General features: G+C 32.5%; 17 protein-coding genes. 6 read left to right on the top strand and 11 right to left on the bottom strand.

Annotated elements, in window-relative coordinates:
• Positions 1–190 precede the first annotated feature (190 nt).
• The 9 genes from Q0828_RS04100 to Q0828_RS04060 form a co-directional block, all read right to left on the bottom strand.
• Positions 191–1,039, bottom strand: coding sequence for a DUF4249 domain-containing protein (locus Q0828_RS04100; RefSeq protein WP_298417918.1), 849 nt, complete (start codon positions 1,037–1,039; stop codon positions 191–193).
• Between the two features lie 4 nt (positions 1,040–1,043).
• A complete protein-coding gene (locus Q0828_RS04095; protein WP_298417917.1) occupies positions 1,044–3,422 on the bottom strand; it encodes a TonB-dependent receptor in 2,379 nt (792 codons plus the stop codon).
• Between the two features lie 278 nt (positions 3,423–3,700).
• Positions 3,701–4,225, bottom strand: coding sequence for an OmpH family outer membrane protein (locus tag Q0828_RS04090; RefSeq protein ID WP_298417916.1), 525 nt, complete (start codon positions 4,223–4,225; stop codon positions 3,701–3,703).
• 307 nt (positions 4,226–4,532) lie between these two features.
• Positions 4,533–5,375, bottom strand: a complete 843-nt coding sequence (locus Q0828_RS04085; RefSeq protein WP_298417915.1) for a class I SAM-dependent methyltransferase — start codon at positions 5,373–5,375, stop codon at positions 4,533–4,535.
• 48 nt (positions 5,376–5,423) lie between these two features.
• Positions 5,424–5,987, bottom strand: a complete 564-nt coding sequence (locus Q0828_RS04080) for a hypothetical protein (RefSeq protein ID WP_298417913.1) — start codon at positions 5,985–5,987, stop codon at positions 5,424–5,426.
• Positions 5,988–6,051: 64 nt separating this feature from the next.
• Positions 6,052–6,879, bottom strand: a complete 828-nt coding sequence (locus tag Q0828_RS04075; protein ID WP_298417911.1) for a GNAT family N-acetyltransferase — start codon at positions 6,877–6,879, stop codon at positions 6,052–6,054.
• A 33-nt stretch (positions 6,880–6,912) separates the two neighbouring features.
• Positions 6,913–8,784 (bottom strand): tRNA uridine-5-carboxymethylaminomethyl(34) synthesis enzyme MnmG, encoded by a 1,872-nt coding sequence (mnmG, locus tag Q0828_RS04070; RefSeq protein ID WP_298417909.1) that lies wholly within the window; start codon positions 8,782–8,784, stop codon positions 6,913–6,915.
• 56 nt (positions 8,785–8,840) lie between these two features.
• Positions 8,841–9,263, bottom strand: coding sequence for an rRNA maturation RNase YbeY (gene ybeY, locus Q0828_RS04065; RefSeq protein ID WP_298417907.1), 423 nt, complete (start codon positions 9,261–9,263; stop codon positions 8,841–8,843).
• Positions 9,256–12,678, bottom strand: a complete 3,423-nt coding sequence (locus Q0828_RS04060) for a DUF4175 family protein (protein WP_366523560.1) — start codon at positions 12,676–12,678, stop codon at positions 9,256–9,258. The genes ybeY and Q0828_RS04060 overlap by 8 nt, the downstream gene beginning before the upstream one ends.
• A gap of 113 nt (positions 12,679–12,791) precedes the next feature.
• Between Q0828_RS04060 and Q0828_RS04055 the strand changes: the two genes are divergently transcribed.
• The 5 genes from Q0828_RS04055 (at position 12,792) to Q0828_RS04035 (ending at position 18,962) form a co-directional block, all read left to right on the top strand.
• Positions 12,792–13,619 (top strand): transporter, encoded by an 828-nt coding sequence (locus Q0828_RS04055; protein ID WP_298417904.1) that lies wholly within the window; start codon positions 12,792–12,794, stop codon positions 13,617–13,619.
• A gap of 131 nt (positions 13,620–13,750) precedes the next feature.
• A complete protein-coding gene (locus Q0828_RS04050) occupies positions 13,751–14,791 on the top strand; it encodes an alkane 1-monooxygenase (RefSeq protein WP_298417902.1) in 1,041 nt (346 codons plus the stop codon).
• Between the two features lie 151 nt (positions 14,792–14,942).
• The gene (locus Q0828_RS04045) at positions 14,943–16,889 is read left to right on the top strand and encodes a T9SS type A sorting domain-containing protein (protein ID WP_298417900.1); all 1,947 of its coding nucleotides are present in this window, start codon (positions 14,943–14,945) and stop codon (positions 16,887–16,889) included.
• A gap of 104 nt (positions 16,890–16,993) precedes the next feature.
• Positions 16,994–18,505, top strand: coding sequence for a glutamate--tRNA ligase (gene gltX / locus Q0828_RS04040; protein WP_298417899.1), 1,512 nt, complete (start codon positions 16,994–16,996; stop codon positions 18,503–18,505).
• A gap of 61 nt (positions 18,506–18,566) precedes the next feature.
• Positions 18,567–18,962 (top strand): OmpA family protein, encoded by a 396-nt coding sequence (locus Q0828_RS04035; protein ID WP_298417897.1) that lies wholly within the window; start codon positions 18,567–18,569, stop codon positions 18,960–18,962.
• Between the two features lie 83 nt (positions 18,963–19,045).
• On the opposite strand, the gene Q0828_RS04030 is transcribed toward Q0828_RS04035, so the two are convergent.
• Complete coding sequence (locus tag Q0828_RS04030; protein WP_298417895.1) at positions 19,046–19,702, bottom strand: outer membrane beta-barrel protein; 657 nt, start codon at positions 19,700–19,702, stop codon at positions 19,046–19,048.
• Positions 19,703–19,797: 95 nt separating this feature from the next.
• Here Q0828_RS04030 and Q0828_RS04025 point away from each other — a divergent pair, with 95 nt between their 5' ends.
• The gene (locus Q0828_RS04025) at positions 19,798–20,727 is read left to right on the top strand and encodes an SPFH domain-containing protein (protein WP_298417893.1); all 930 of its coding nucleotides are present in this window, start codon (positions 19,798–19,800) and stop codon (positions 20,725–20,727) included.
• A gap of 463 nt (positions 20,728–21,190) precedes the next feature.
• Here Q0828_RS04025 and Q0828_RS04020 read toward each other — a convergent pair whose 3' ends face one another.
• Positions 21,191–24,802, bottom strand: a complete 3,612-nt coding sequence (locus Q0828_RS04020; protein ID WP_298417892.1) for a S8 family serine peptidase — start codon at positions 24,800–24,802, stop codon at positions 21,191–21,193.
• Positions 24,803–24,966: the final 164 nt, after the last annotated feature.

The following is a 24,966-nucleotide window of genomic DNA, read 5'->3' as shown; positions in this document are numbered from 1 at the left end:
GTTATTCTAATCGGGTTATATCTTTAATTGTAAGATTTAACTCTTAAATTTAAAAGAATTTAAGTTAAAAAACAAAATCGTTTCATTTCTTGATTTAATTTTAACCACTAAAAAAAGCGCAATCCGGAGAGGAATTACGCTTTTCGCATAGAATTTACTTCTATGAAACAAACTAATTAAGAGGGTATTTTTATTGAAATGTATAATCGACTTGATCAAATTCAGTAACTCTAAAATAACCAAATGCATAATTGGATTCATTGGTAATATTTATACAGTTTCCTTTTATTTCTGCAGGTGTTGCTGCAAATGGATCTCCACCAGCATCATATTGTTCTACTAATAAAGTTACATAGTTGTAATATCGTTGAGATATTCCGTACATTTTTATATTTACCGTATCTCCTGGGTTATATTCTGCTTCAGGATCTTCATCATCTTTGTCTTTTTCAAAGAATTCATTTTGCTCATTTCCATCAGAGAATTCATCCGATTGTGTTTCTAATTCTGCAAATAAGTCAGAGTCTTCTTTGTTTGAAAACATGTAATAGTTATCTATACCTGCAGGATCATCAAAGAATATCGTAACATCCAATACTTCATCATCAAATCCGCCTTCCAACGATTGTTCAACGTTTATAATTGGTGATACTGGCATCAAATTTTCTGTTGCGGTATAGGTTTCTCCATCATGAATTACTTCTAACGTATAAGAGTCGCCTATAACAGGTACAAAATTGTTAATGGTATAATCTCCATTATTTTGATCTGTAAAGTTGTATTCTACATTAGAATTGTTGTTAGTTACTTTTACAGAAGCTCCTATAACACTCGTGTTTAATGTTGTTTGAAAATACGGTGTTGACGTACTTAATTTTATGGTTTGATTGTTCCCTACTGTTCCTTTTTCCCAGTCTAAAGAAGCTTCAATCACCAAACGTGGTGCCGCTTCCGGAACATCTACATCTATTTTGTCATCACATGCTACAAACATGATGAATACTGCTAAGATTGCTGATAATTTGATATACTTTTTCATGCTCTTAGAATTTAAAATTATATGTTATGGATGGAATAAAACTTCCAAAAATAGAGAGTCTTCTTGCTTCGTTTACACCTGAATCAAAATCTTGTGAGAATGAGATTGATGCTGCGTTTTTTCTCGCGTAAGCGTTATACAAACCAAAAACCCATTCGCTTTGCCAACGTCTATTTTTATTTTTTGTTGGTGTAAATGTTGCTGATAAATCTAGTCTGTGATATGCTGGTAAACGATTTGCGTTTCGTTCATCAAAACTAGCAATAGAGATACCTTCATATTGGTATTGTCCATTTGGATATGTTACCGGACGACCAGTTTGGTATACAAAGTTTGCACTAAATTTCCATTTGTCATTCAAATCATAACTTCCTGTTATAGAAAGATCATGTGTTCTGTCATACGGTGTGTTGTACCAATTTCCTTTGTTAATTCCAGGTCCGCCAGCATTTCCACCAAGTGCTCTTTGCTCAGATTTTGATAATGTATATGCAATCCAACCTTTGAATTTTCCTTTGTTTTTACGGAATAAGACTTCTAAACCATAGGCTCTTGCTTCTCCATTTAGGATTTCAGTTTCAATATTGTTTGTCCCTATTAAGTTAGAACCATCAATGTAGTCAATTCTGTTATCTACATTTTTATAATATGTTTCAAACTCTAATGAATATTTTTTATCATTGAAATTTCGATAATATCCAGCTGCAAATTGATTTGATTTTTGTGGTTTAATGTAACGTCCACTTGGTGCCCAAACATCAACAGGTGTTACAGAAACCGTATTTGATAGTAAATGTACGTATTGAACAGATCGTGTATAACTAGCTTTTAACGAAGAGTTATCATTAAGTTGGTACGAAAGTCCAAGTCTTGGCTCAACGTTTGCAAAGGTTTTGATGCTTTTACTCTTTTTATAGTCAGTAGTACCAATTTCTTCTCCTTCTTCATAAATTCCTATTTCATTATTGTATACAACAGGCAAATTGTTTGCGTAGTTTGATAATGTTTGTCCTCCCAAACGACTAAATGTACTGAAACGCAATCCGTATTGAGCAGTTAATTTATCTGTTAATTCATGTTCTGCACTCATATAGGCAGCAGCTTCAAACGCTCTTTTTTGATCAAGTTTTCTAAAGTTAATAGAAGAGCTTGGGTCTGTAGGTTTTACTTCTCCAGGATTGAAATCATATGAAATTCCACTCACACCAAAATCTAGCTTTAGCTTATCATTTGCATAGTAACGCAAATCATACTTTAAATTAAAGTTTGAAATATCGGCAACCCAGTCTAGCTTTATAAAATCAAGAACTATTTGATAGTCATATTTACTGTAGATTAACGATAAATTTGAAAAGAGTTTTTCATTAAATACATGATTCCAACGTAAGTTTGCTGATGTATTTCCGTATCTGTTTTTGATAAATTGTGAAATATCAAAAATGTCCCTACCAAAATATCCTGAAAGATATACTTTATTGTTTTTATTGATTTCGTAGTTTGCTTTTAGATTTAAGTCATAAAACGAAATTTTATCATCCTTAATTTCTTTAATTAAAGGCATAAATAAATGTGCATACGAAGTTCTTCCTGCTACTAAGAATGATCCTTTTTTGTTAAACATTGGACCTTCAACCGCCAAACGACTCGATATTAAACCAACACCACCATTTACTTCTAAGTTTTTACTGTTTCCATCTTTCTGACGCACATCTAACACTGAAGAAATTCGACCTCCATATTTTGCAGGAATATCTCCTTTATAGAGTTTAATATCTTTAATCGCATCCGCATTAAATACAGAGAAGAAACCAAAAAAGTGTGATGTATTGTAAATAATTGCTTCATCTAACAATACTAAGTTTTGATCGGCTGCTCCACCACGAACGTTAAAACCTGCAGTTCCTTCTCCAGAATTTGTAACACCTGGTAGCATTTGAATTGATTTGATCACATCAACTTCCCCTAAAACTACGGGCATTTGTTTAATGGTTGCTGCATTTAGTTTGGCAACACTCATTTGCGGTTTTCGAATGCTTACACGTTCAGATTCTTCCGCTTCAATAACCACGGTATCTAAAGACGTTGACGCTTCCTTTACTTCAAAATTTACCGTTTGGTCTACTGTTAAATTAATTTCTTTGGAAATGGTTTCATACCCAATAAACGAAACTACTAAGGTGTATGTTCCTTTGGGCGCTGTTAATGAAAAGAAACCATATTCGTTGGTTACTGCTCCATTACTAGTCCCTTTTAAATATACAGTTGCTCCTAATAAGGTTTCACCATTTTTTTTGTCTTTTATAGTTCCGCTTACACTGAATTTTTCTTGCGCGAAGAGAAACGTACTCATAAATAGACATATCCAGATAACACTGTTTTTCATTGTTTTATAGATTTTCTGATTGATATTCTAAACCTATTGACAACTCGTAAAATGAAAGGTTGCATAATTCACATTATTTTAAGAGATAAAAATAATCTTCTTAATTGGTAGCCTGTATTTTTTGTTGGTTTTTAACAAAGTATTATCATTTTTAATGAGACAATGTATTAATTTGAAAATCTTGACTCTAGTCTTCGCAGGAATTAGAAAATAATATACTAAAAAAGACCTTCAGTTTCCTGAAAGTCTTTAGTTTACATCTTGTATGTGTCTTGAAATTACTTCTTTTCTTCAGCGTATTTTTTATTTAACGCTTCTAATAATTCTTTTGTAACGTTTGTTTCTTCTTTTCCGTAATAAACTGTTCCTACGTATTCGTTTTTACCAAGAATGTAATCGTAACCATTTGTTTTTCCATATTCCGCAACATATTTTTTTATTTTGCTTAATAAAGAGTCGTTTAACGATTGACTTTCTTGCTTTATAGCATTTTCTTCAACTTGATATTGTTGTTGCAACATTCCTTGCTTTTGTTGTAATTGTTGCATTAATTGATCTTGATTGCTTTTAGACATTTTAGCAGCTTTAATTTGTGCATCTTGCACTTCCATTTGAAAAGCACGTCCAATACTGTCATTTTTCTTTTGGAATTTTTCAATTTTGATTTTCATTGTTTCTTCCAAATCTTTTTTCTCTTGGTATTCGTTTACCAATTCAGAATTATCAACAAAGGCAATTTTTGTTGGTTGTTGACAAGAATATAATCCTAGAGCAGCAATTGCCAAAACGATTAATTTTTTCATGAGTATGAATTTAAGTTGTTTTTTAGTTTTAGTTTTTGAAAATTGACAAATCGACATTTCTCCGTTATTTATAAATTTTCGTTGCCGCAAAAATAGAAATAAAGTTTACATAACATATTGTGAAGTTTGAATGAATTTTTAGCAAAACTCAACATATAATAATAATTGATTATTTTTTATCGGATGATAAACAAAATCTATAAAAATTAACTTAATTATGCGCTGTTTTTAATCGATTTCTCTGAAATCCTGACAGGATTTACTATTTAAAGCTTGAAACGCGCTTAAAACAACTAATAATGCCTTTTTAATTGTTTTTAATGACATAAATGAGTGAAGAATACTCAGAAGTTGTGATTGCTTTAAAATTTGACACAAATCCTCTGTACATTGCTTTTACCGGATTCATTTTCCCTGTTTTGTGTTTTTCAGAAAGTAAACTCACATAATAAGCATCAAATCGCATAGGTAAGGTTTTTACTACTTTTAGATTTTCTTTTTCAAAAAGTCCTTTTATTGATTTTTGTGAAAAATGCCAAAGATGTCTTGGTACGTCATACGCTGCCCATTTAGATTTATAATGTTTAGCATCATGACTTTTAAAGTTTGGAACTGCAATAAAAATTGTTCCGTTTGGTTTGACAATTCTTTTAAGTGTAGCAATTTGTTCATCTAAGTTTGGAACATGTTCTAGTACATGCCACATTGTTATTGCATCAAAACTATGATCATCAATTTCTGACAACCAATTATTGTCTTGAATTTTAATTCCTGTTTTTTCGCTTGCAATTTTTCTAGCATTGTCATCTGGTTCTACTCCAGAAACATTCCACTTGTATTCCTGTGCCATTTTTAAAAAGTCGCCAGTTCCACAACCAATATCCAATACAAGTTTTAAATCTGTTTTAGTGTACTGAGTTACGATTGCCATTTTTTTAGACAACATATATGAACGAACCCAATGATATACTTTTTCAAAAAGATTGCGTTTTGTATCTGTATGCGAAATGTAATCTTCACTCTGATAATATGAAGGTAGTTTTTTCAAACTTGGTTGTGGTTCGGTTCTATACATTTCCAACACCTCATCAAAAACCAATTGAAATTCTTCACCAGAAACTGAATGATCTTTTACTGTTACGTTGTTCATTTTTTATGTACTTCTATTTGATTGGTTAAATTGTTCCACGTGGAACAATTAATTATTTCCTATGATAAAATTTAATTCTTTAGATGAACCAATGCTTTGATATTCGTTCATCAAACCAATTAAATAATTTTCTACAATTTTTCTATGAATGGATTCTTCTTTTAATGAATCAGATTCTAAATCGCTTTCTACATATACAGCTACATAATAATATTCCGTTTCTTTAGTTTCAACATCTTCACTGAAATCTGTATTTAATTTTTCATTTATTGCTTTATTTACAAAAGGCTTCAGTAAGTTGATCGATTTATCAGAACTTGCTACCGTATAAAATGTCATTAAAAAATTAGTTTCTTTGATATTGACTGGAAGATTTTGCAAAAAGCTATTTTCTTCCGCTTTTAATTTATATTCTATAAAAGCTGTTAGGTCACTATCGTATAAATGGTTGTAAAAAACAAAGTGATTTGCGTTGCTTAATGATTTTTTTAGTTTTTTTCCTTTTGCAATTATGTATCCACTCGCATTTACTTCTGGTGCTTTTTTAAGAGAGATGCAATTTGTTGCAAATAAGAACAACATAAAACAAGTAGTAATTTTAATATATTTCATACTATTATTTTTCATATACATTCTCAAAAATTGAACCACTTTCAAAATCATTTGCAGGCATCAATCAGAAATCAAAACTCATATCATATTGATCTATGTAATTATCAAAATTCATTTTACGAAAAAACGCATGTAGACTTTTATTTTGTGTATCAATATTTATGATATTATAACTACCTGTTTCCAATCCTGAGAATAAAACTTCACCAAATGTATTCCAATCATTTTGCTTCACTCCTAACCTATGAATTCGCTTTGATATTTTATGAAAAAGTAAATATGCTATGATTTCATTTTGATCAGAAACTTTAATTGCAATTAAATTATCTTGATACTTTTCTAAACAATGATTCTGGTTTTCTATAGATGGGAAATAGTTTTCTAATTGATTAAATTCAGAGAAATCAAATGTATTTGAAATGTCAATTTTATACTTCGTATCTATATCTTTTTGTTTCCATTCTAATTTGTATAAATGATATTGTCTATCAATATTGAAACCTACTTTTTGATATGCTAAAATAGCGCGTTCATTTTTTGTGATACATTCCAATGTGCTTTTTTGAATACCGTTTTCCTTGAGCTTAATAATTGCTTTCTCATATAGTTTTGTCAACAAACCTTTTCTGCGATGTATCGGAATAATTCCTGTAGAAGCGTTATACGCAACTTTCGTATCTCCATAGATATTTATTGCATGAATGATGAATCCAACGAGTTCATTGTTGTCAAAAACACCAAACGACAAACTGTAATCTACACCTGAAGCAGCCCAACGTTCGTTGACATAATCAATCGTAAAATTAATCGGAATAAAGTAATCAGAAAACGCCAAGTTCAAGGTTGAAATGATTTCTTGAATTGGCGTAAGTTGTAATGATTTTATTTCCATAGAATAAGATGTTCCACGTGGAACACTATGTTTTTACCTATTTAAATACACTAACATAACGCTAATATCGCTTGGAGAAACTCCACTGATTCGTGATGCTTGTGATAAGTTTACCGGACGTATTTTAGCAAGTTTTTGACGTGCTTCCATAGACAAATTGGTTAATCCTTCGTATTGAAAATCTGTTGGGATTTTTACACGTTCTAGGTTATTCAACTTATCAGCATTGCTTTTTTCTTTATTAATATATCCTGCATATTTAATCTGAACTTCTGTCTGTTCTAATACATCTTTATCCAACTTATTGTCTTCAATATATTGTGAAACTGATGCTACTTGTTTCATGTCATCCATACTAATGTTTGGACGTGCAAAGATCTTAAACATCTTATCTTGTTGCTTTACCTTAGCCGAGTTTTTAGTCTCTAAAACAGGATTTATTTCAGCAGGCTTTACACTTGTATCTTTAAAGAATTTGATAAAAGCATCAGAAGAAGTCTTCTTATGTTCCATAGCTTTTAATCGTTCTTCGTTTGCCAAACCAAGTTTATGACCAACTGGTGTTAATCTAAAATCAGCATTATCTTGACGCAATAACGTTCTGTATTCTGCACGTGAAGTAAACATTCTGTATGGTTCTTCTGTTCCCTTAGTGATAAGATCATCCACTAAAACTCCAATATATGCTTCGTTTCTTTTTAGGATAAATTCTTCTCTTTCCTGAACTTGCAACGCTGCATTTATTCCAGCCATTAATCCTTGAGAAGCGGCTTCTTCATAACCAGTAGTTCCATTAATTTGTCCAGCAAAAAACAGTCCATCTACAATTTTAGTTTCTAACGTATGTTTTAATTGCGTTGGCGGAAAGTAATCATATTCGATTGCATATCCAGGTCTAAAGAATTTTACATTTTCAAATCCTACAACCGAACGCAATGCCTTGAATTGGACATCTTCTGGAAGCGATGTTGAAAATCCATTTACATATACTTCAACCGTATTCCAACCTTCAGGCTCCACAAATAATTGATGGCGATCTTTGTCTGCAAAACGATTGATTTTATCTTCAATTGATGGGCAATACCTTGGCCCAATAGATTGAATTCTTCCATTGAACATTGGCGATCTATCGAAACCTTCTTTTAGTAAATCGTGTACTAATGGAGACGTATATGTCATATGACATGCACGTTGATTTTCTAAGGGTTTTGTTGTTTTAAGATATGAGAATTTATCAGGTTGTGCGTCTCCGGGTTGAATGATCATTTTAGAATAATCTAATGAACGTCCATCAACTCGTGGCGGAGTTCCTGTTTTCATTCTTCCAGATTCAAAACCTAACGCTACTAATTCTTCTGTAATTCCTGTTGCCGCTCTTTCTCCTGCTCTTCCTCCACCGAAGTTTTTATCACCTATATGAATCAATCCGTTTAAGAATGTTCCATTGGTTAAAACCACTGTTTTTGATCGTATTTCTAATCCTAGAGATGTTTTTACACCTTTAATTTTTCCTCCTTCAATAATTAAACCACGAACCATTTCTTGATAAAAATCTAAGTTCTCAGTTCGCTCTAACATTAAACGCCATTCTTCTGCAAAACGCATTCGATCACTTTGCGCTCTTGGCGACCACATAGCAGGGCCCTTTGACTTGTTTAGCATTTTAAATTGAATTGCAGAGTTGTCCGTAACAATTCCGCTATATCCACCAAGCGCATCTATTTCACGCACAATTTGTCCTTTTGCAATTCCACCCATAGCAGGATTACAAGACATTTGTGCTATATTTTGAAGGTTCATCGTAACGAGCAATGTTTTGCTTCCCATGTTGGCAGCGGCAGCGGCAGCTTCTGAACCTGCATGACCTGCACCAACAACTATTACATCATATTCCGTATTAAACATATCTTAACGATTGAATTTCTCTTTGTAACAATTTTTAAAAGTTTTTGAGCAGTATTTTAAGATTGTTCCACGTGGAACATCTTTAGTTTTTCATTTTCCTTACTTGTCATTTCTGTTTGATCATCATCAGTTTTGTCTTTGTACCCACAGTAATGCAACACACCATGAACCATGACTCTTCTTAGTTCTTCTTCAAAAGAAACATTAAAATCCGCTGCATTATCAGCAATACGTTCAATTGAAATAAACACATCACCATGTAGTTCGTTTCCCACTGAGTTATCAAAGCTAATAATATCGGTTAACGTATCATGGTTAAGGAATTCTACGTTTAATTTATGAAGATATTCATCATCACAAAATATGTAATTGATATCTCCTTCACGTTTGTCTTCTGAGTCAATAACGTTGCTAATCCATTGTTCAATTTGCGCTTCATTTGGAAGTTCAAATTGGGTTTCGTAATGAAAACTAATCATCTTTATTTTTGAAATACGCTTGTACTTTCTTTTTGTAATTATTGCGCAAAGGTAATACTTGTCTGTTTAATATTTCAATTTGATTGAAATACTGTCTCACATCAGGCATTTTTTCGTTTGTAGTATTTGTAAAATCTTTACGATTTGTAGTTGCTTCTCGCCTACTTTCTTGCTTTTGTTCGAAAGCTGCTTTGTCTAGTTTTTGAAGTTCATATTTAAGTTCAATCATCTTTTTCATTGTTTCGTCATTAAAACCTCTTTCTAATAATTCAGTTTCAACTTCTTCCATTTGCTTAAGCAATTCTATTGATTGAGAGTCTTTTATTTTGTCACCGTATTTATCTTTTAATTGTTGTTCAAACTGTTGACGCAACTGTTGTTGTTGTTTATAAATGTCGTATAGTTTTCCTGATTCATTTTCATCTCCACTTCCCGATCCGCCACCTTGCTGTCCATTTTCTCCTTGCTTACCATCTTTTCCTCCTTTTCCTTTTTCACCTTCTTCTTTGCCTCCTTCTTTTCCACCTTTTCCGTCTTTTCCTTGCCCTTCTTGCTTCATGCCTTGTTGCATTTGCTTATTAAGATCTTCTTGCGATTGAATAAGATCTGGCAATTGAAAACCTTTACCCTGACCTTGGTTTTGCCCACTTTGTCCAACTCCTGAAGAACCCTGACCTTGCCCTTGTCCCATACTTTGATTCAGATTATCAAGAACGCCACTTAAAAAGTCTGCAAGTTTGTTTGTAGAAGTCAATGCATATTGTTGTGCAGAAACGCCTCTGTATACATTATTTTCGGCTAATAATTCTAAGGATTTGTCAATGTTGAAATAGATATCTGTAATTTCTTTGTTGATTGTTTCAGATATTTTTGGTTGACGCAATGACATTGCAAATAAACTATCATCCACATGTTCGAACATTTTGCGCAATTCATTTTGGCGTTTTAGTTTTGAAGCATAACTCGCATTTGTGTTATCTATATCTTCAAAGCCTTCCATTAGTGTTTCTTCCTCGAAAGAGAAGATAACCAAGTTATCTAAAATTTGACGCAACATTTCTGCATCTTCTTGAATGCTTTGTTGTCCACTCATTTGCATAGAAGATTGCATTGCTTTACTCATACGTTGCATTTTCTGAGCTGCTTTTTTCTGTTTTTGTTTTGCGCTTTGTTGTTGCTGTTGCTTTTGTTGTTCACTTGGCGATTCTTCACTTTTTTCTAAATCGTCAGTCGCATCTTGTTGTTCTTCTTTGATATCTTCTTCTTCTTCTTTCTTGCGTTCTAAATCTAGTGGTTTTTTAAGTTCACTATTTTCTTTGTCTAAATCATCCATTTGCTTTTGTAAATCTTCAAACTTTTTATTCAGCTCTTCTTGCTTTTCCTTTGTATTTTCTTTCCCTTCTTTTTTAGAGAGATCGTCCTGTTCTTTAGCAAGTTCAGATAATTCGCGTTGAATCTTTTCGGCTTTCTTTGTTACATAGAAGCGTTTTGTTAATTCTACAATTTGCTGTAAATTCTTTTTATTGTTTTGTTGTTGTTTTCCAAGTTTTTCTAACTTTTCTTGGAGTTCTTCTTCGCTAATTTTCTCAGCAAGTTTTTTGAGTTCCTCCATCAACTTTTCATTCTTCTCTAATTCTTTTTGTTGACGCTCTAAACGCTCTTTTAGCAATTCTTTGTCTTCATCATCTTTTGTATCTTCTGGTTGAAATTCTTCTAAATTCTTTTCCAATTGCTTGGAGAATTTTTCCATCATTTGATCATTACGCTCTTGACGTTCTAAAAAGTTTTTTAACTTTTTCTGATCATTGAAATTCAATTCACTTTTCTCCTTTTGCTCTTTAGATATCTTTTTTAACTCTTCTTGTTGTTTCTTTAGTTTTTCTAAAGATTTGTCTAAGTCCTGAATCGTTTCTTGCTGTTGCTCTAGTTGTTCCGTTTCCAATTCTGTATCTGTAAGTTTACGATAATTGAATACTTCACTTTTTACTTTTTTACCACCACGAATTCCATCATTATCAGTTAATTCAAAATAGAATTCATAATTCACACCTTTTGTCAATTCTAGATTTCCGGGAAATGTATATTGAAATTGATCAATGTTTGATTTACTAATTGCTATATTCTCTTTGACATTTTTATCTTGATTTTCTGTTGGATAATACACTAATTGTAAACGTTTTAGACCATAATCATCTGAAACTTGCCCAAGAAAATACATTGTACGTTCATCAATAGTATCTCGTTTTGATTGCAAATCCATCTTTGGGTATTCGTCCTTAATCACACTAATGTTAAAGCCTAAATTCTCATAGTTTTTAAGTTCATTATTGCTTGTACTTATTTGATAATCAAGTTTTTGATATATTCTCCTTTCTAATTTGAATTCGTTTGCATCTTTATTGAAAATATAAGTACTATCACTAGAAATTAATTCCAACTGATTCGTTTGTTTTGCTTTAGCTTCCCATGTAATTTTTGTTCCTTCAGGAATCGTTGCATTTCCTGTACTTTTCAGTACCTCATCTTTACGTTTTGTATACGCAGGATAATCTAATACCATTTGAAAATTCACTAATGAAGGGACTTTTACTACGTTTAATGTGTATTCTTTAGAAGTTACTTCATTAGCTGTAAGCGTAAATGTAGTTGCATCTTTTGGTTTTGAAAATGTGTATTCAAAATTTCCAATTCCTTTGTTTTGAAGAAAATAGGTTTCGTCTCCTAAAGTAATTTGAACTTCCTCTGGAGTTACATCTCCTAAGGTTTGTACTTGTAATTTATACGATTGATTTTCAATTGCTTGTAATGAATCATTTACAACTAAAAATTGAAACGGCGCTGGCGGCTCGTATGTTGTTTGATAGTTGACAACACGTTCGTAACTTTTACTAAATAGCGAGCTGTTTCCTGAAATCCATACAAATAATACAATCGCTAATGGTAAAATGGCATATTTAGCATATTTGAGGTTTTTCTTGAAATTGATAGCTACTTGAAACGGAATTGGTTGCAATTCTTTTGATTTTTGTTCAATACTTGCCAGCAACAATTCAGATTCCGCAGCTGTTTCCGAAAGTTGTAATACGTTTAATAATTTATCATTCACTTCTGGAAAGTGATCACCAATAATTTTTGACGCTTCTTTATAGCTAATTCCTTTTTGAAGTTTGAATAGTTTCGTTAGTGGAAACACAATAAATTTTGCAAAAAGTGCTACTTCTACCAAGATAAAAACCCAGAATAAAGCAGTTCTTGCGCCTGTATTTAACCACAAAAAGTGTTCAACTAATAAGGTGATAATAAAATATAACAGTCCGATACTGAAAAACAGAATCGTACCTTTGATAAGCTCATTTGTATAGTATTTTGTTACAAATTGCCCTAGTTTCTTTTGTATTTGCTCGTATGCATTCATCATATAACTGATAAAAATAACATATTTAGCGAATTATTAGTATATTATAGTTGTTAAACATTCTGTAAGATTTGTGAAAAACTAGCTACTAAGTGATCACAAACAAGTCAATTATGAAAAAGTTATATACACTTATCTCTCTTTTAAGTTCAGGATTTTTGTTAGCACAAAGTCCTTGGACACAAGAGAAAGGAAAATTTTATACACAACTTTCGTTTAGTACAATTTCAAACTATGATGAAGTTTTTGGCGATCCGGAATACAATACAGGTCGTGAAATTACCGATAATACCTTACAATTATATAGTGAATATGGTTTGACGTCAAAAACAACATTAGTACTAAATGTGCCTCTAAAATTTATACGATCAGGAAATCCGATTGGTCAAATTCCTATTATTAAAGGCGATTCTATTACGGCTTTAGGAAATGTTGGATTTGGTGTAAAACATCAATTTTATAAGAAAAAATGGATTATTTCAGGACAATTGAACGTGGAAGCCAATACAGGAACGTTTGACAATTCTTCTGGAATACGAACTGGACGCGATGCTTGGACATTTACACCAACAATAAACATTGGAAGAAGTTTTGATAAATTTTATGTACAAGCCTTTACAGGAATCGATATAACAACAAACGATTATAGTACCAATTTCAAAATTGGTGGCGAAATCGGAACCAAGGTACATCGTAGAATTTGGCTTGTTGGGTTTTTAGATATCGTAAATTCGTTTAATGATGGAGATGTCGATTTGCCTATAAGTAATGTAGGAACGGCTTTATATGTAAACAACCAAGAATATGCTGCTTTTGGCTTGAAAGCTATTGGAGAAATCAACAAATCTTTTGGTGGAATTTTAACTTTTGGTGGTGCGTTTTCAGGAAATAATGTTGCCAAACAAGCTGCTTTAACAGTTGGCGTGTATCATAAGTTTTAAGCTCTTTCCTATTTTTAAATTGATAATTTATTGATAAACATTTAAAAGATTTCTTATACAGAGTAGGCTTTGAAATTTAATTTCAGTAAAAAAGTAGTATTTTTAAAAACCCTGAATTGAAGAATTAGACTATGAAAGATTTGAAATATCTAGCAGCTTTTTCTACACCACTAGTTGCTATACTTGCGTTATACTTAGGTGGAGTTTATACATATTTAACACCAATATATGCTTTTGGAATGATTCCGTTAATGGAATTAATTTTTTCTCAAAACACCACAAATTTATCAGAAAAAGAAGTAGAAGAAAAATCAGCTAATCCAATTTTTGATTGGTTGTTGTACTTAAACATTCCTATTGTATATGGATTGTTGATCGTAACAATTATTAGTGTCTCTACAACAAGTTATGAAACCTATGAATTAGTCGGATTGATCTTTTCTACAGGAATTGTTTTAGGTTCCAACGGCATCAATGTCGCACACGAACTCGGTCACAGACAAACACAAGTTGAGCAAATTATGGCAAAAATTCTACTATTGCCATCGTTGTATATGCACTTTTTTGTAGAACATAATTTTGGACATCATTTACATGCAGCAACAAAAGAAGATCCCGCTACGGCTAAATACAATCAGGTTGTGTATTCATTTTGGTTTACTTCAACAATTAGACAATATATAAACGCCTGGAAAATTCAAAAAAACTTACGTAAACGTGGTAATATTTCGTTTTTCTCATCAAAAAATAATATGTTTTGGTTTACCGTGTTGCAACTAACATACGTAGCTGCTATTTTCTATTTTTTTGGAATTGTAGGTTTAACTTTTATTTTAGGAAGTGCCCTTGTAAGTTTCTTATTGTTAGAAACTATTAATTATATAGAACATTATGGATTGCAACGCAAAAAGTTAGCTTCTGGTCGTTACGAACGTGTTCGTGAAATTCACTCTTGGAATTCAAATCACGTAATTGGACGTATTGTATTATACGAGCTCACACGCCATAGCGATCATCATTACAAAGCTTCAAAAAAGTACCAATTACTAGATTGTCATGAGGAAAGTCCGCAAATGCCTTTTGGTTATCCAACCTCAATGGTTTTAGCTTTAATTCCACCTTTATGGTTTAAAGTGATGAATAAACGCATACCAAGTGAAATGATTTCCTAAGTGTTTTTCCTGTAGCGCTTACGGTTTTTCTATACTGTTTTCTGAAGGCAAAACACTTCTACATTCTTAGTGCTTTGCTTCTACCCTATTTTTTGTTGCTGGCGCATCTTTGCCTTGAAACAAAACAATAGAAACTTAAACATTTTACATTATGAGAAACATTTTTACTTTATGTTTACTCTTCGTTTACGGAGTAAGCTTTGGTCAATTTTGCGAAGACTTTAACGATCAAGACATTTCAAACTGGAACGGCGTTGCTGCAGGCGCTAACACTGCAGATCCTTTTGGGCCAAGTGGAAACGCAGATGACTTCTTTTTACATTCGTATGACGCATCTGGTTCATCATACATTTACAACGATGTTGATTATGGTGGCGATTGGCGCGAATATAATGGACAATGCTTGTGTTGGGATTTTCAAGTAATTGAAGATGGAAATTTTGGCGAACCATTATCTCCAAGATTAATTATTTACAGCGGATCTCCAACAAATCCAACAGCTACAGCAACATTTGTAGCAAGTGTGCAAACCACAGAAGGTGGCGGATGGGTTCACGTATGTGCGCCAATTGAAACCTGTGAAGGTGCCGATTTACCGTCAAACGCAAATGGAGAATGGGTAATGGCTGCTGGATCAGATTGTACTGATTGGAATAACTTAATCAGTAATATTGACGGAATTCGTTTTTATTTAGATTTAACGTCAAGTCCAACAGAAGAATATGGATATGATAATATTTGTATTCAGGATTGTGACATTCAAGGTGGCGAACCAACCAATGAAGGTGCATTTTGCTGTGAAGGTGATAATTTGGTAGAAAACGGAAACTTTGAAAACGGTACTAACGGATTTACAAGCGATTATATAGAAGATGCAAATTTATATCCAGGTGCTTTTAACGTTTCTGATGATGCTAGCATTTTTGGAACAACCATTACCGATCATTCTGCTTGTGTTGATCCTGAGCAATACAGTGCAAATAAAGATTTTTTGTTAATCAACGGACGAACTACACAACCAGCAGGAACTTCAAGTATTATTTGGCAACAAACAGTACAAATAGATTTTGAAAAAGCATATAAATTCTGTGCAAACTTCAAAGATATTCCACAGTGTACTTTCAACATTAAACCAGAAATTCGTTTGGAAGTAAATGGTCAATTATACGATTGGATTACTATTGATACAAACAGTGATGATCCTTGTGATTGGCAACAAATTTCAGAATGTTTTGAAGGCGAGCAAGATATTTTAGACATTAAAATTCATTTAAAAGAAGATGGCTTAGGCGACGGTAATGACTTAGCAATTGATGATATTTCTTTACAAGCAAAACTTGAACAAAACCTAAATATTAGTGTTTTACACCAAGGAAATCCACAGCAACTAACAGGTTCTATAAATAGTATTGATACTGTTGATGATACACTAGTGGTACAGGATATTTGTACAGAACAAAACAATGGGTATCAATACATTTGGTTTACGTATGAATTAGAATTGTCTTCATTCCCATTCGCAAACCCATTAGACTTTATCAATTTCGTTCCAGATACATTTGCATGGTCTAGTAATATTGGAGGATTTAATAGTCAAATACCAACTTCAACAAATCCAGTTTGGGGATTAACAACAACTTTTCCTAATTATAATTTTGAACACGACAAATTATATGTGATTGGATTGTATGTTCCTAGCTGTTGCGATAGTTGTTATGATGAAGATTGGTCATATCAAATTACACTTAGCACAGAAAGCAATGATAATACAGTTATGAATGTATTTACTCCAGAAGTTAAAGAGCGTTTAAAATCACTATTTGTTATGGGTGAAGCTAACAATGGAACTTTGGGAAGAGAAGAGTCTGATTTAATCAACTTTACTATGTTTCCAAACCCAACTACAGATGTATTAAATTTTACTACTGACGAAACTATTACAGGATACAAAATCACAGATATTACAGGAAAGTTGGTACAAAGCAAAGCAATTGAGGTTTCAGAGATTGATGTATCGCAACTAAGCGCTAACATGTACTTTGTAACAGTAACAACAGCTTCAGGTATTAGTCACACAGAAAAATTTATTAAGAAATAGCATTTTTCTCAAGCCTGTTAATTTTCAAAACCCTCAAAGTTTTTAATTTTGAGGGTTTCTCTTTTACAACTACATTTGTACTTTATAACCATATACTAAATTTCATGACAAAAAAAGTTCGTGTTCGTTTTGCACCAAGTCCAACTGGACCTTTACATATTGGAGGCGTTAGAACTGCCTTATTTAATTATTTATTCGCCAAAAAACATGGTGGAGATTTTGTGTTACGTATTGAAGATACAGATCAAAACCGATTCGTAGAAGGTGCGGAAGAATACATTACGGAAGCATTGGAATGGTGTGGAATTCCGTTTGATGAAGGTGTTGGAAAAGATGGTGGATTTGGTCCATACAGACAAAGTGAACGTAAGCATCTATATAAACAATATGCTGACGAACTTATTGAAAAAGGACATGCGTATTATGCGTTTGATTCTGCAGAATCTTTGGACGGACATCGTAAAGATCATGAAGAAAAAGGAAAAACGTTTATCTATAATTGGCACAATCGTTTAAAGCTGAATAATTCTTTATCGCTTTCGGCAACAGAAGTTTCGGCTAAGTTAGACGCCGGTGAAGCGTACGTAGTTCGTTTCAAATCGCCACAAGATGAAACCTTGCATTTAAAAGATATTGTTCGTGGAGATGTAAAAATTGACACTAATATTTTAGATGATAAAATTCTATTTAAAAGTGACGGAATGCCAACCTATCATTTAGCAAATATTGTAGATGATCATTTAATGGAAGTTACACATGTAATTCGTGGAGAAGAATGGTTGCCTTCATTAGCATTGCATTATTTATTATACCGATCTTTCGGATGGGACGCGCCAATATTTGCACATTTACCATTAATATTAAAACCTACAGGAAAAGGAAAATTAAGCAAGCGTGATGGTGCCAAATTTGGGTTCCCTGTATTTCCATTAGAATGGGATGATACAAAATCGGGAGAAATGTATAAAGGCTTCCGTGAAGATGGATACTTTGAAGATGCTTTGGTAAACTTTTTAGCATTTTTAGGTTGGAATCCTGGAACAGAACAAGAAATGTTTAGTTTGGATGAATTGATTCAAGAGTTTGATTTGGAACGTATCAACAAAGCAGGCGCACGTTTTGATATTGACAAAATGAAATGGTTCAACCAACAATACATGCAGCAAAAATCTAACGAAAGTTTAGCTATTTCTTTTAAAGAAAGTCAAGCTGAATTGGCTGATATTGATATCAATTATATTGAAATGGTAGTTGGTTTAATTAAAGAAAGAGCAAGTTTTACGAATGATTTCTGGAATTTGAGTCACTTTTTCTTTGTAGCTCCAGAAGAGTTTGATGCAAAAGCTTCTAAAAAAGCATTAAAAGAAGGCACAGGAGATATTTTAAATAAATTGGTAGAGATTATAGAATCTATAGAAGATTATAGCGTAGAAAGCTTGCAAACAGATATTAAAGGTTGGATTACTGGAAACGAAATTGGTTTTGGAAAAGTAATGCAACCATTACGTTTGGCATTAGCTGGCGCATTAAGTGGACCTGATTTATTTCAAATTATGTTTTTAATTGGAAAACAAGAAACTATTAAACGTATTCAGAAAGTAATTGATATGTTGTAGGATGAAGAAAATACTGTTCATCATTTTTATTTTTTCTATTTCGTGTAAAACGAGTCAAAGTATGATTTCAGAAGAGACAAATCAAGAAGTTGTTTCAGATGAATTGAATCCTTTCTCTCAACACACAAAAAATATAGTTTTTAAAAGTGGCACTGATGAACTTGTTGAAAATTATACTACAGAAATTCTAACCATTAGTGAAATAATCAAAAAGATTTCGGGTGAATATACTGTGGAAATTTCTGGTCATACTGATTCTGTTGGAAATAAAGGTTTAAACCTAGTATTATCACAAAAAAGAGCAGAAAAAATAAAAAAGCTTTTAGTAGCGCAAGGTTGCAAATCATCTCGTTTGATAGCAAAAGGATATGGAGAAACACGCCCTTTAGCTTCCAACAAAACTAAGGATGGACGAAAAATGAATCGGAGAATTGAAATTATAATTATTGAAAACTAATGCGTTGTATGATACTGAATCAAGTTCAACATGACGAAATATAACATATAAAAGAGCGCCGTTTGGCGCTCTTTTCGTGTTAATTACAAATAGAAAGTGGCTGAACCACTCAACTGTGTCGTATTTCCTTTTAGTGTTTTATTGTCAACTGTTAACTTACTTAGAACGTTTGTAAATCCATATTCGTATTGAATAGATATTTTAAATGTTTCAAAACCTGCACTAAAACCAATAATTCCATTCACATTTAAGTTTGATGTTTTTCGAGCATCGTTTACGGTAAATGTATCATATCCTTCTAAGATATACTCCGCAAATGTACTTTCGAACTCAAATTTGTCCGATAATTGCAACGCAGGTCCAAATTCTATGCTAAAATGATTTCCGCCCAATTTATAACTTCCTAAAATTCCCAGCTTAGCAGCTAATAACTTCATTTGTACTTCTTCTGAAACTGTAGCTGTAAGTGCATTTTCTTTTGCTAATACATTCATTTCATGTCTATTTAAATGTAAAAAATACACCATATCAAAATGTCTTCCAATTGTTCCACGAGTAGATAAACCTCCATGAAAGCCTGTTCCTTTTGTGGTAATTAGGTCATTTGTAGTAATATCAAATTGATGAATTCCTGCGGTAATTCCTAAGCGATTATAGTCGTTATAACGACCTTGCGAAAAAGATTTTGTAACAAAAAGTAGGTTTATTGCTACTAATAATAAAAAATAAGTTTTGTTCATTTTGGGAGTACTTTTGATTAAAGTTGTCAAAAGTATCCTTTTTTACACAAAAAAAAATTATTTTTAATCACACTAACATTTTAAATATACAAGTTATGCCAAATCCCATTTTTATTGTCTTGATTGTTCTCGCAGTCATCGTTTTAATTTCTTCTGTTTTCATTGTAAAACAACAAACTGCGGCTATTATAGAGCGTTTCGGACGTTTTAATAGTATTCGTCAGTCTGGTTTACAATTTAAAATTCCTTTAGTTGATAGAATTGCTGGAAAATTAAGTTTGAAAATTCAACAGTTAGACGTTATTGTAGAAACTAAAACGAAAGATGATGTATTCGTTCGTTTAAAAGTATCTGTTCAATACAAAGTAATTAAACTAAAAGTTGAAGATGCTTTTTATAAGTTAGATTATCCGCATGATCAAATTACATCGTACGTATTTGATGTTGTACGTGCCGAAGTTCCAAAAATGATTTTGGATGATGTATTCTTACGTAAAGATGATATTGCTATTGCTGTAAAAACAGAATTGAATGATGCCATGATGGAATATGGTTATGACATTATTAAAACGTTAGTAACAGATATTGATCCTGATGCACAAGTAAAAGCAGCGATGAACCGTATTAATGCTGCGGATAGAGAAAAAACTGCTGCACAATATGAAGGAGATGCACAACGTATTTTAATCGTTGAAAAAGCAAAAGCAGAAGCAGAAAGTAAGCGTTTACAAGGACAAGGTATTGCAGATCAGCGTCGTGAAATTGCACGTGGTTTGGAAGAATCAGTAGAAGTATTAAACAAAGTTGGAATCAACTCACAAGAAGCTTCTGCCTTAATTGTTGTAACACAGCATTATGATACCTTACAATCTCTTGGTCAGGATACAAATAGTAACTTAATTTTGTTGCCAAATTCGCCACAAGCAGCAAGTAATATGCTAAATGATATGGTTGCTGGCTTTACGGCAAGTAATCAAATTGGTGAAGCAATGAAAGAAGCTAAGAATAAGAAAAAAGAAGATTAGTCTTCTTCTCTATTTAATATGCAAAAACCCGAAACTAAATGTTTCGGGTTTTTTTATGCTTGAAAATTAAGAGACACTCCATTTTAAAAAATGGCTTCACTCCTATTTCTACAAAAAAGAAAAATAATCAACTACCTCATCAGAAAATTTTACATCTTAAATTATGGAGTGAAATGTGAAGAATTTTAAATGCAAATCTATTTTTACATAATAACTCTATATAAATAAAGGAATACTGATTTTAAAGCTGTTTTTAACAACTTTTTCTAAGAAGTAAACAAAGTGCTTTCAAATAAAATTTTTTAATCTCACATAGCTTTATTTAAAGCTGTTTTTAATAAGATTTCCTAATTGTTTTTTTAATAAACATCAATGTTTCTTATAGTTGATTTTAAAGTAAAAAAAATCCCGAGAAATTACTTTCTCAGGATTTTTAGCATTTGGTTGGATTGGTGTTTACTTTTTAGTTGACAATTAATTTTTTCGTTGCCACTTGATCACCTACTTTGATTTTTACAAAGTATAATCCTGTTCCATATTGAGAAACATCTAAGCTTTGTTGTGCTCTTGCACTAAAACGAGTTTCTTGTGTTTTAGAAATTGATTGTCCTAAACTATTTAGTAATTCAATTTCGTATGTATTTCCAATTGTTGTATTGATGATAATATCTACATTACTTTTTGCTGGATTTGGATACATTGAGATTGCGCGCTCTAATGCATTTTCTGCAACAGATAATGTACTTTCAATAGCAATATTATCTATAAAAGTACTATTACTATAATCATTAATACTCGTGAACTTTAACAAGATGTTATTTCCAACATACGCTGTTAAATCAATTGTTTCTGTTCTCCACTGTGCAGCACTAGTTGGAGTCCATGCTGAATTTGTATAAGGTACCGTTGCTAAATCTAATGCGTCTTTGAAATAAATTTGTGTATATGTAACTCCACAATCTGTAGAAATTTCTACACGTAAACCATCATTATAAACATTAGACCATTGTGCTTTTGCAAGGTCAAATTTTAATTCTGATGTTCCATTAATGTTTAGGTCAAAATATTCTGTTGTAAAAGAATCTTCTTCTCCTCTTGTTGTATAGTTTGCACCGTCAACAAAAGCCATCGTCGTTGGATTTCCATCTATTCCTATAACATTAGTTCTTTCTTGCCAAGTTCTGTTGTTATCAGGATTATCTAATACCCAAGCTAAAGGTAAGAATCCATTAACATCAAAAGGTTCCATAAAATCAACTGAAGTTCCTGTTGCTTGTGCTAGAATGTCTAATGTTTTTTCATTATTATTTGAGAATTCGTCTCCTGCTAACGATGTCCATACTTTTAATGTACTAGCTTCACTTCCAGATATTGTTATTGGTGTTGCAAAATTAAATGTATTTGTTGCTCCACCAGCCAATGTTCCAGTGTACATTTCTTGTACTATTGGGTCAGTACCAAGTTGGTAACTAACCATAAAGTTCGATTGTGATTCTGTACCTGTATTTTCTATTTCTGCAGATATAGTAACTGGATTTCCACTACAAATGGTTTGGAAATCAGATATTGAATTATTAATTGTAGCTAATGATAAATCTTTGTTTAATGCACAATTAAATAAGTCCGCTCCTAAGTAACTTCTAGCATTGGTACGTAAACCTGACCATCCATTTCCTCCTTTTGCACTTACAGCAAACCAAAGTGGCGTAGTGATATCAGCAATTGGGAATGTATGTGATGTTGTTGTTGAGTTTCCAATTACTTCCATATATTTTTCACCTAAAACATATACATCATATGACGTTGCATTTGCAACAGCATTCCATGTAATTGTGGCTTCTGTTGGACAAACTGACTGAATTGAAACTCCAGTGACACGTTGTGCAATAGAGAAGTTTTCTGGACTTTGATCTGTAAAACTTCCTGTAGTAGCTCTAACTAAACATTGACCTGAAACATTTAATGGTACTATCCAACGATAATTCGTAGTTCCTGGTGCTGATGTTGTTATTGAAGTCCAGTTTGATCCATTATCTACAGAGTATTCTAAAGTAACTACATTACTATCATGCGTTGTATCCCAGTGAATTACTTCTTGTGTTCCAGGAACAAATTGTTCTCCTCCTATTGGATATGTTAGCGTTAATCCTTCAGTAATAACTTCGTATACTACATAATATTTTTGTGGTCCTACAGGAACATTGAATCCAGCAACATTTATATTATAAGTTCCCGCTGCAGGATTGTCTATTAATACTTGTTCCATATTGTTTAAATGATCAGCTCCTCTTGCTGCAGGCAAATTTAATAATGCTGCATTTGCTATTGTGTTTAAAACCCATGGTTGGTGTGTTGTATTTCCAGGATCAGTTACTACTAAATCTAAGTCATTAACTAATGCTGTACTAGCTCCTGGAGCTGCTGCTTCATCACTCCAATATACCATAAAACGAACTTCTTTTGTGTTTGCTGGTATTGTAATTGAGTGATTATTATTAGCTCCTTGTGCTACTGTATCGTCTAAATAATGTCCATCTTCAAGAAGCATTGCTGCTCTTAATCCATTTACCATTCCCCAACCAAAAATAAAGTCAGGTCCTGCATTTCCTAAATCATTTGTTGTGTTTAACATGGCCGCTTTAATTAATGATGCATCTGGAAATGCTCCACCATTTAAATTTCCATATGCTTCGTATAACTGAGCTGAAATTCCTGCAATTGCAGGTGCTGAAAACGAAGTTCCATTTGTTACTTGATATTCATTATTTTCTATTGTTGTTGTAACATCACGACCATATGCAGAGATATCTGGCTTTATACGTCCATCTGTTGCAGGTCCACGACTACTTGAAACTTCTATTTGTCCATCAAAATAAGTATTTGCTACTGTAATTACATTTTTACCTTGTTTGTGTCCTCCTGTAATATTTCCCCACAAGTTTCCTGCTCCATAACCACAGTTTGTTGTTCCTGAGTTACCAGCTGAGAATACATGAAGTAATTCAGGTCTTGTATTCATTTGGTCATCAAGCCTGTTTGCAACAACACTATATCCTGCATTACAACCATTACTATACGAAGAGTTAGTAATTTGTACTGAACCATTGTTAATTAGATTTGTTGTTGGCGCATCTAAAAACGAAGGATCATAATCTACAATATACGCATCAGAACCTGCTGCCATTCCTCTGGTAGTTGGATCTAAGTTTCCTGCACCACTTGATACTCCAGCAACTCTATCTCCATGCGTTTGTGCTAATGTTACAGCTCCAGAGTTATCAAGTCTTCCTTGAAAATCAATATGTGGTCCTACTACTCCATCATCACGTACCATAATTCCAATTCCTGCTCCTGTGTAGTTTCTCCCTGTTGGTGTTTGTGTTTCTAGGTTAGAAGCTCTGTGTAAGCCTCTTCCTCTTGTATCGTCTTGTTCTGATGGTGGCGCAATTAATTCTATCCATTTTACAAATGGTTTTGAAGCTACTACGTCTATTTTAGCATACGGAACAGCTATTTGAACTATATTATGTCCTTTGTAATTTTCTACTATTGAAACAGAACCTACTTTTACTAATTCTTCTAAAACATATGTTTTATTGATAAAGTTGTAATGTTCTATCATCAATAATACATTGTTTCCTTGCATTGCATAGGAATCAATGTTATTAAATTTAACTTCAGAAGATTGTTTGAAGTTATTTTCTACAGGAATTATTGAGATAGCTCCTGATTGTTGTAAGAATGATACTTGCGTATTTTTTGGAAAATAAAAAAGATACGTTTTATCTGGATAATACTCAATAAGTTTCAGATTTCTGGTAGCAAAATCATCTTGGATAGCTTGTGTTGGTGTTTGATCAAAACGAATCCAACCGAAATATCCTTCATTAAATTTAGCCGATTCAGGCATAGAATTCCAATCGAATGATGCAATATTATTTGGCATTGTAATAATTTCATCTTGGAAATACACTGTGTTTTGCGCCTCTACTATAGAACAATTTAGAAAAATTGCTGCCATTAGTAAAGGAATGAAAGAACCTAGCAAGTTCTTTACAGAAGTAATTTTTTTCATGACAATTTTTAATTAGGTTATAGGTTTTAGAAAAACTTATGTTTCAATTACTATTTCTAGCAATATTTAAAAAGGCATGAATTTATCTTCTAAAATATTGTCAAAAAAGTAATTAGCTTGCTAATATACTAATTAGTTTATAAAAAAATGTTATGATTTTTACG

Source organism: uncultured Kordia sp. (genome assembly GCF_947496985.1).
Taxonomy (GTDB): domain Bacteria; phylum Bacteroidota; class Bacteroidia; order Flavobacteriales; family Flavobacteriaceae; genus Kordia.
This window is presented reverse-complemented; position numbering and strand designations above follow the sequence as displayed.

Bases quoted from the DNA above. Each gene is read 5' to 3' on its own strand.
- Q0828_RS04045 (WP_298417900.1), top strand. From the start codon at position 14,943: ATGAGAAACATTTTTACTTTATGTTTACTCTTCGTTTACGGAGTAAGC.
- Q0828_RS04080 (WP_298417913.1), bottom strand. From the start codon at position 5,987: ATGAAATATATTAAAATTACTACTTGTTTTATGTTGTTCTTATTTGCA.
- Q0828_RS04050 (WP_298417902.1), top strand. From the start codon at position 13,751: ATGAAAGATTTGAAATATCTAGCAGCTTTTTCTACACCACTAGTTGCT.
- Q0828_RS04095 (WP_298417917.1), bottom strand. From the start codon at position 3,422: ATGAAAAACAGTGTTATCTGGATATGTCTATTTATGAGTACGTTTCTC.
- Q0828_RS04030 (WP_298417895.1), bottom strand. From the start codon at position 19,702: ATGAACAAAACTTATTTTTTATTATTAGTAGCAATAAACCTACTTTTT.
- Q0828_RS04060 (WP_366523560.1), bottom strand. From the start codon at position 12,678: ATGAATGCATACGAGCAAATACAAAAGAAACTAGGGCAATTTGTAACA.
- Q0828_RS04055 (WP_298417904.1), top strand. From the start codon at position 12,792: ATGAAAAAGTTATATACACTTATCTCTCTTTTAAGTTCAGGATTTTTG.
- ybeY (WP_298417907.1), bottom strand. From the start codon at position 9,263: ATGATTAGTTTTCATTACGAAACCCAATTTGAACTTCCAAATGAAGCG.
- Q0828_RS04020 (WP_298417892.1), bottom strand. From the start codon at position 24,802: ATGAAAAAAATTACTTCTGTAAAGAACTTGCTAGGTTCTTTCATTCCT.
- Q0828_RS04100 (WP_298417918.1), bottom strand. From the start codon at position 1,039: ATGAAAAAGTATATCAAATTATCAGCAATCTTAGCAGTATTCATCATG.
- Q0828_RS04025 (WP_298417893.1), top strand. From the start codon at position 19,798: ATGCCAAATCCCATTTTTATTGTCTTGATTGTTCTCGCAGTCATCGTT.
- Q0828_RS04035 (WP_298417897.1), top strand. From the start codon at position 18,567: ATGATTTCAGAAGAGACAAATCAAGAAGTTGTTTCAGATGAATTGAAT.
- gltX (WP_298417899.1), top strand. From the start codon at position 16,994: ATGACAAAAAAAGTTCGTGTTCGTTTTGCACCAAGTCCAACTGGACCT.
- Q0828_RS04075 (WP_298417911.1), bottom strand. From the start codon at position 6,879: ATGGAAATAAAATCATTACAACTTACGCCAATTCAAGAAATCATTTCA.
- Q0828_RS04085 (WP_298417915.1), bottom strand. From the start codon at position 5,375: ATGAACAACGTAACAGTAAAAGATCATTCAGTTTCTGGTGAAGAATTT.
- Q0828_RS04090 (WP_298417916.1), bottom strand. From the start codon at position 4,225: ATGAAAAAATTAATCGTTTTGGCAATTGCTGCTCTAGGATTATATTCT.
- mnmG (WP_298417909.1), bottom strand. From the start codon at position 8,784: ATGTTTAATACGGAATATGATGTAATAGTTGTTGGTGCAGGTCATGCA.